This window comes from Nesterenkonia sp. DZ6 (genome assembly GCF_022565835.1).
Classification (GTDB): Bacteria; Actinomycetota; Actinomycetes; order Actinomycetales; family Micrococcaceae; genus Nesterenkonia.
On record NZ_JAJOYW010000008.1, the window covers coordinates 1 to 6,298 of the forward strand.

Genomic DNA, 6,298 nt, shown 5'->3' on the forward strand with positions numbered 1-6,298 from the left:
AAACCGCCAGGTCACGGGGATCCAGGGGTGTGATGCAGGTCGCACTGGTTTTGGTTTGCGGACTCGGCGGGGCGTGTGTAAAGTTCTATCTCGTGCTCAAGGGGGCACGGCGGGAAGCTGAGGCGGACCGCGAAGATCCCCGGATTTGATAACCACATAGCTTCTCCCCACACAGGATCTGTTCCTTGTTGCGGTGCGCTGGCCCTCTGGGCTGGTCATCGGCTCAAGCGAGGTGTTCCCGGGGGGTTCGAGACCACGGTTTGTGTGGTGTTCATGCAGAGTTGACCTCGAGTTGACGAAGGCGAACACCGCGACGTAGAGTTGAGAACCGCGCAGACGACGAGTTCGAGTCGTTCGCAGCGAGTATTCGCTGGGAAAGATTCATTCGAAGTCGGGTCAGGACGGCGGAAACGCTGAATTGACGAAGCGGGAGCTTGTTGGTAAGCTTACAAAGTTGCTTCGGAGCGATTCAGAGAAAAACTTCTGATGGTGCCGGTAGCGGTTGTTGTTTGAGAACTCAATAGTGTGCCAAGTTTGTTGATACCAAATTATTTATTTGGTTATAACAGCGACATTATCACCCCCGTGATAGTGATCGCAAATTTAGCCAAGGATTCATTAACTGGTGTCCGTGGTTGATGATGGATGGATCGTGAGGGCCTTGTTTTTCTGGCAGGGTCTGGTCTGTTTGTTGTTGATTGTGGATGCTTTCTCTTATTAATTTTTTAATGGAGAGTTTGATCCTGGCTCAGGATGAACGCTGGCGGCGTGCTTAACACATGCAAGTCGAACGATGAAGACCGTGCTTGCACGGTTGGATTAGTGGCGAACGGGTGAGTATCACGTGAGTAACCTTCCCTTGACTCTGGGATAAGCCCGGGAAACTGGGTCTAATACCGGATACGACCAGTCCTCGCATGGGGTGCTGGTGGAAAGATTTATCGGTCTTGGATGGACTCGCGGCCTATCAGCTTGTTGGTGAGGTAATAGCTCACCAAGGCGATGACGGGTAGCCGGCCTGAGAGGGTGACCGGCCACACTGGGACTGAGACACGGCCCAGACTCCTACGGGAGGCAGCAGTGGGGAATATTGCACAATGGGCGAAAGCCTGATGCAGCGACGCCGCGTGCGGGATGACGGCCTTCGGGTTGTAAACCGCTTTCAGCAGGGAAGAAGCGCAAGTGACGGTACCTGCAGAAGAAGCGCCGGCTAACTACGTGCCAGCAGCCGCGGTAATACGTAGGGCGCGAGCGTTATCCGGAATTATTGGGCGTAAAGAGCTCGTAGGCGGTTTGTCACGTCTGCTGTGAAAGCCCGGGGCTCAACCCCGGGTGTGCAGTGGGTACGGGCAGACTAGAGTGCAGTAGGGGAGACTGGAATTCCTGGTGTAGCGGTGAAATGCGCAGATATCAGGAGGAACACCGATGGCGAAGGCAGGTCTCTGGGCTGTTACTGACGCTGAGGAGCGAAAGCATGGGGAGCGAACAGGATTAGATACCCTGGTAGTCCATGCCGTAAACGTTGGGCACTAGGTGTGGGGGACATTCCACGTTTTCCGCGCCGTAGCTAACGCATTAAGTGCCCCGCCTGGGGAGTACGGCCGCAAGGCTAAAACTCAAAGGAATTGACGGGGGCCCGCACAAGCGGCGGAGCATGCGGATTAATTCGATGCAACGCGAAGAACCTTACCAAGGCTTGACATGGACCGGACCGCTGCAGAGATGCAGCTTCCCTTCGGGGTCGGTTCACAGGTGGTGCATGGTTGTCGTCAGCTCGTGTCGTGAGATGTTGGGTTAAGTCCCGCAACGAGCGCAACCCCTATCCTATGTTGCCAGCACGTAATGGTGGGGACTCATGGGAGACTGCCGGGGTCAACTCGGAGGAAGGTGGGGACGACGTCAAATCATCATGCCCCTTATGTCTTGGGCTTCACGCATGCTACAATGGCCGGTACAATGGGTTGCGATACTGTGAGGTGGAGCTAATCCCTAAAAGCCGGTCTCAGTTCGGATCGAAGTCTGCAACTCGACTTCGTGAAGTTGGAGTCGCTAGTAATCGCAGATCAGCAACGCTGCGGTGAATACGTTCCCGGGCCTTGTACACACCGCCCGTCAAGTCACGAAAGTGGGTAACACCCGAAGCCGGTGGCCTAACCCTTGTGGGGGGAGCCGTCGAAGGTGGGACTCGCGATTGGGACTAAGTCGTAACAAGGTAGCCGTACCGGAAGGTGCGGCTGGATCACCTCCTTTCTAAGGAGCAGGACCCGAGTCGGGTCCGCCACTTCATGTCGCCGTTCGTGTGACTGGTGGTTTGCTCAAGGGTGGAATATCAACGAATCGTCATCATGGTCTTGGCACTGGTTTCTCCGGTACGCCCGTCTTGGTCAGCTTTATTGCTGTACTGAGGTTCACGGGTCGGAAAGAGGACTGGTGTCATATGTCTGTGGTGCTTGGCACACTGTTGGGTCCTGAGACAACAATGGTTGTTTCAAGATCTGGCCCTCGGCTTCAGGTAGCCGACCTCGTTTACGGGGTTGGTGATGGTGGTGGGGGTTGTTGTTTGGGAACTGCATAGTGGACGCGAGCATCTTTGTTCTTTTGAACAAAATACTCGAATCATGCTGGTCACGCCTTTGGTGTGGCTGGTGTTTTTTGTGTCAATTTTTAGTCGAGCACTTAATTGTTGAGTGTCATTGCAGCTACTGTGATGATGTTTGTAAGTGTTTTAGGGCGCATGGTGAATGCCTTGGTAGTAGGAGCCGATGAAGGACGTGGGAATCTGCGATAAGCCTGGTGGAGTTGATAACCGAGCGTTGATACCAGGATTTCCGAATGGGGAAACCCCGCATGCCGTGATGGTGTGTGACCACCGGTTGAATGTATAGACCGGTTGGAGGGAACGTCGGGAAGTGAAACATCTCAGTACCGACAGGAAGAGAAAACAATGTAGTGATTCTGTGAGTAGTGGCGAGCGAAAGCGGATGGGGCTAAACCGGTTGCGTGTGATACCTGGTAGGGGTTGCGTGATCGGGGTTGTGGGACATTTCGTTGGGGATCTACCAGTCCTCAGGGTTGAGGTGCGGGCGTATAGACGAAGAAGGTTGAGTCCTTCGCCGTAGAGGGTGTGAGTCCCGTAGTCGTAATGCGTTCCGCCGGCCTGTAAGTGTATCCCGAGTAGCACGAGGCTCGAGGAATCTTGTGTGAATCAGCCAGGACCACCTGGTAAGCCTAAATACTACCTACTAACCGATAGTGAATCAGTACCGTGAGGGAATGGTGAAAAGTACCCCGGGAGGGGAGTGAAATAGTACCTGAAACCATGTGCCTACAATCCGTCAAAGCATCCTATAGGGGTGTGATGGCGTGCCTTTTGAAGAATGAGCCTGCGAGTTAGTGCTCAGTGGCGAGGTTAACCCGTGTGGGGAAGCCGTAGCGAAAGCGAGTCTGAATAGGGCGTTTGAGTCGCTGGGTCTAGACCCGAAGCGGAGTGATCTACCCATGGCCAGGTTGAAGCGCGTGTAAGAGCGCGTGGAGGACCGAACCCACCTAGGTTGAAAACTGGGGGGATGAGCTGTGGGTAGGGGTGAAAGGCCAATCAAACTCCGTGATAGCTGGTTCTCCCCGAAATGCATTTAGGTGCAGCGTTGCGTGTTTCTTGCCGGAGGTAGAGCTACTGGATGGCCGATGGGCCCTACAAGGTTACTGACGTCAGCTAAACTCCGAATGCCGGTCAAGTGAGAGCGCAGCAGTGAGACTGTGGGGGATAAGCTTCATGGTCGAGAGGGAAACAGCCCAGACCACCAGTTAAGGTCCCTAAGCGTGTGCTAAGTGGGAAAGGATGTGGAGTTGCTTAGACAACCAGGAGGTTGGCTTAGAAGCAGCCACCCTTGAAAGAGTGCGTAATAGCTCACTGGTCAAGTGATTCCGCGCCGACAATTTAGCGGGGCTCAAGCACACCACCGAAACTGTGGCATTTAGTCCCTTGCGGACTGGATGGGTAGGGGAGCGTCGAACACTGCGGTGAAGCAGCAGCGTAAGCTCGTCTGTGGAGTGTGTTCGAGTGAGAATGCAGGCATGAGTAGCGAAAGACACGTGAGAAACGTGTCCGCCGAATGACTAAGGGTTCCAGGGTCAAGCTAATCTGCCCTGGGTTAGTCGGGACCTAAGGCGAGGCCGACAGGCGTAGTCGATGGACAACGGGTTGATATTCCCGTACCGGTATAAGACCGCCCATGGTGAACTGGTGATACTAACTGCCCGAATCGTGCTAGAGCGGTCCCTTTGGGATCGACGTGTACGAGGAGCGCAGGACCTGAACCGGGGAGCCAAGCGTATTAACAGGTGTGACGCAGGAAGGTAGCTGAGCCCAGCGATGGTTGTCTGGGTCTAAGAGTGTAGCCCGAGTCCTAGGCAAATCCGGGACTCGTTATACGGGTGAGACTTGATGGGACTCCACTTTGTGGGGGATTCAGTGATCCTATGCTGCCAAGAAAAGCATCGACGCGAGGGCTTGTACCGCCCGTACCCATAACCGACACAGGTGGTCAGGTAGAGAATACTAAGGCGATCGAGAGAACCACGGTTAAGGAACTCGGCAAAATACCCCCGTAACTTCGGGAGAAGGGGGACCACCCTGGTGATCCAGGCTTGCTTTGGTGAGCTGGTGGTGGTCGCAGAGACCAGGGGGAAGCGACTGTTTACTAAAAACACAGGTCCGTGCGAAGTCGTAAGACGATGTATACGGACTGACTCCTGCCCGGTGCTGGAAGGTTAAGAGGAAGGGTTAGTCACTTGTGGCGAAGCTCTGAATTTAAGCCCCAGTAAACGGCGGTGGTAACTATAACCATCCTAAGGTAGCGAAATTCCTTGTCGGGTAAGTTCCGACCTGCACGAATGGAGTAACGACTTCCCCGCTGTCTCAACCGTGGACTCGGCGAAATTGCACTACGAGTAAAGATGCTCGTTACGCGCAGCAGGACGGAAAGACCCCGAGACCTTTACTATAGCTTGGTATTGGTGTTTGACATCACTTGTGTAGGATAGGTGGGAGACTGTGAAGCGGCCACGCTAGTGGTTGTGGAGTCATCGTTGAAATACCACTCTGGTGTTGTTAGGCATCTAACTTCGGGCCCTGATCGGGTCCAGGGACAGTGCCTGGTGGGTAGTTTAACTGGGGCGGTTGCCTCCTAAAGAGTAACGGAGGCGCCCAAAGGTTCCCTCAGCCTGGTTGGCAATCAGGTGTCGAGTGTAAGTGCACAAGGGAGCTTGACTGTGAGAGCGGCAGCTCGAGCAGGAACGAAAGTTGGGACTAGTGATCCGGCGGCACCGTGTGGAAGGGCCGTCGCTCAACGGATAAAAGGTACCTCGGGGATAACAGGCTGATCCTGCCCAAGAGTCCATATCGACGGCATGGTTTGGCACCTCGATGTCGGCTCGTCGCATCCTGGGGCTGGAGTTGGTCCCAAGGGTTGGGCTGTTCGCCCATTAAAGCGGTACGCGAGCTGGGTTTAGAACGTCGTGAGACAGTTCGGTCCCTATCCGCTGCGCGCGCAGGAGATTTGAGAAGGTCTGTCCTTAGTACGAGAGGACCGGGACGGACGAACCTCTGGTGTGTCAGTTGTACTGCCAAGTGCACCGCTGATTAGCTACGTTCGGGATGGATAACCGCTGAAAGCATCTAAGTGGGAAGCCGGCTTCAAGATAAGATCTCCGTCACCTTTAAGGTGTGAAGGCTCCCAGCCAGACTACTGGGTTGATAGGCCAGATGTGGAAGCGCAGCAATGCGTGAAGCTGACTGGTACTAATAAGCCGACCACTTACACCACACTCAATGTGTGCTCGGTGAAGTTTTAATTGAACACTGCGTGTTCGCGTCCACTAGGCGGTTCTCTGCCAACAACCCCGCATTACCCATGGTGTCTCTTGTTTGAGGCGTGTGGGTGTGTGGGTCAGAGTCAGACCTCCCCTGCGTGTCATCACTGTGTGATGGTGTGGCAGGTGTGTGTAGTTTAATAGTGTTGTTGTGAGTTTAGGTTTACAGCATCTTCAGTACCCCTGTTGCGGGTGTCAGGTCTTGGTGATCTGGTGCGTGTGGTGGTGTGGGAAGTGGTGTTGTTCTAGAGTTACGGCGGTCATAGCGTGGGGGAAACGCCCGGTCCCATCCCGAACCCGGAAGCTAAGGCCCACTGCGCCGATGGTACTGCACACTGGAGTGTGTGGGAGAGTAGGTCGCCGCCGGACACTATTTGGTAGAGAGGGTTCAAGCCCGGTCCCCTTCGGGGGACCGGGCTTGACCTGT

Annotated in this window: 3 rRNA genes; all 3 read left to right on the plus strand. The window is 54.7% G+C overall.

Features of this window, described 5'->3' with window-relative positions:
- Positions 1-725 precede the first annotated feature (725 nt).
- The 3 genes from LTH93_RS13115 (at position 726) to rrf (ending at position 6,240) form a co-directional block, all read left to right on the plus strand.
- Positions 726-2,250 (plus strand): 16S ribosomal RNA (locus tag LTH93_RS13115).
- Positions 2,251-2,714: 464 nt separating this feature from the next.
- A 23S ribosomal RNA gene (locus tag LTH93_RS13120) occupies positions 2,715-5,824 on the plus strand.
- Between the two features lie 299 nt (positions 5,825-6,123).
- Positions 6,124-6,240: ribosomal RNA gene (rrf, locus tag LTH93_RS13125) — 5S ribosomal RNA — on the plus strand.
- Together the 16S, 23S and 5S rRNA genes form the textbook arrangement of a ribosomal RNA operon.
- The last annotated feature ends 58 nt before the right edge of the window (positions 6,241-6,298 follow it).